The 1,102-nt window shown below is 43.5% G+C and carries 1 protein-coding gene; it reads left to right on the top strand.

Annotated features, from left to right (window positions below; all coding sequences use genetic code 11):
- Nucleotides 1-1,102 (top strand): IS3 family transposase gene (locus IE070_RS16480; protein WP_229797120.1). Its coding sequence is split into 2 segments (ribosomal slippage), with 1,103 coding nucleotides annotated over them: nt 1-240 and nt 240-1,102; the frame shifts between segments, so codons are not numbered across the junction. This gene is flagged as partial in the annotation.

The following is a 1,102-nucleotide window of genomic DNA, read 5'->3' as shown; positions in this document are numbered from 1 at the left end:
TGAGCAAAGGCAAACGTTATACCGAAGAGTTTAAAATTGAAGCAGTAAAGCAAATCACTGACCGTGGTTATTCTGTTCAGGAAGTGGCTGAACGTTTGGGTATTTCAACTAAATCGTTATATCACTGGCGAGACCAGCTTAGTGGCAACAAGGTTGTTACGCGACCCAAGTCAGATGATTTGGTTCGGATTGCCAAGCTAGAAGCCGAGCTTAAAAGAGTAACGGAGGAGCGGGACATATTAAAAAAGGCCGCAAGGTACTTTGCAAGCCAGCCAGAGTGAAGTACGCCTTTATCCGTGACCATCTGCGATTATTTTCCGTTTTAGCCATGTGTCGTGTTCTGAAGCTCAATCGCAGTGGTTTTTATGCTTGGCTAAAAGCACCATTGAGTCAGCGCACTATTGAAGATCAGCGTTTACTCACGCGGATTAACGCGTTTTATATTGCCAGTGGCGGCACCTATGGCAGCCCCTGGATACATCGTGATCTGCGAGAAGCCGGTGAAACCTGTAGTGTTCATCGTGTGGCTAAAATTATGCGATTGAATCGATTAAAAGCCCAAATAGGCTACAAGCGACGGTATATCAAAGGTGGCAAGCCATCACGGATAGCAGATAACGTGTTAGAGCGCGATTTTAAACCTGTTGCACCCAACACCGCTTGGGTAAGTGACATCACGTATATTCGTACTTATGAGGGCTTTTTATACCTTGCAACGGTAATTGATTTGTTTTCACGTCGCGTTGTGGGTTGGTCAATGGATAAAACCATGGATAAACATTTAGTCATTCAAGCTTTACTAATGGCCGTTTATCAACGACGGCCTAAACACTCAGTTCTAGTGCATAGTGATCAAGGCAGCCAATATGGCAGTGCTGACTATTTATCGTTTATGAAAGAGCATAACTTAAAACCGTCGATGAGCCGCAGAGGAAATTGTCATGATAACGCTGTAGCAGAAAGCTTTTTTGCAACATTAAAAAAGCGTGTAACGCGTAAAAAGATATATTCGACAAGAGACGAAGCGAAAACCGAGATATTTAACTTTATAGAAATGTTTTACAATCCCCAAAAGCGCCATTCACACACAGGCGGCGTTTCT

Source organism: Alishewanella tabrizica (assembly GCF_014652375.1).
Classification (GTDB): domain Bacteria; phylum Pseudomonadota; class Gammaproteobacteria; order Enterobacterales; family Alteromonadaceae; genus Alishewanella; species Alishewanella tabrizica.
Note: the sequence above shows the minus strand (reverse complement) of the source record. Positions and strands in the feature narration are given on the sequence as shown.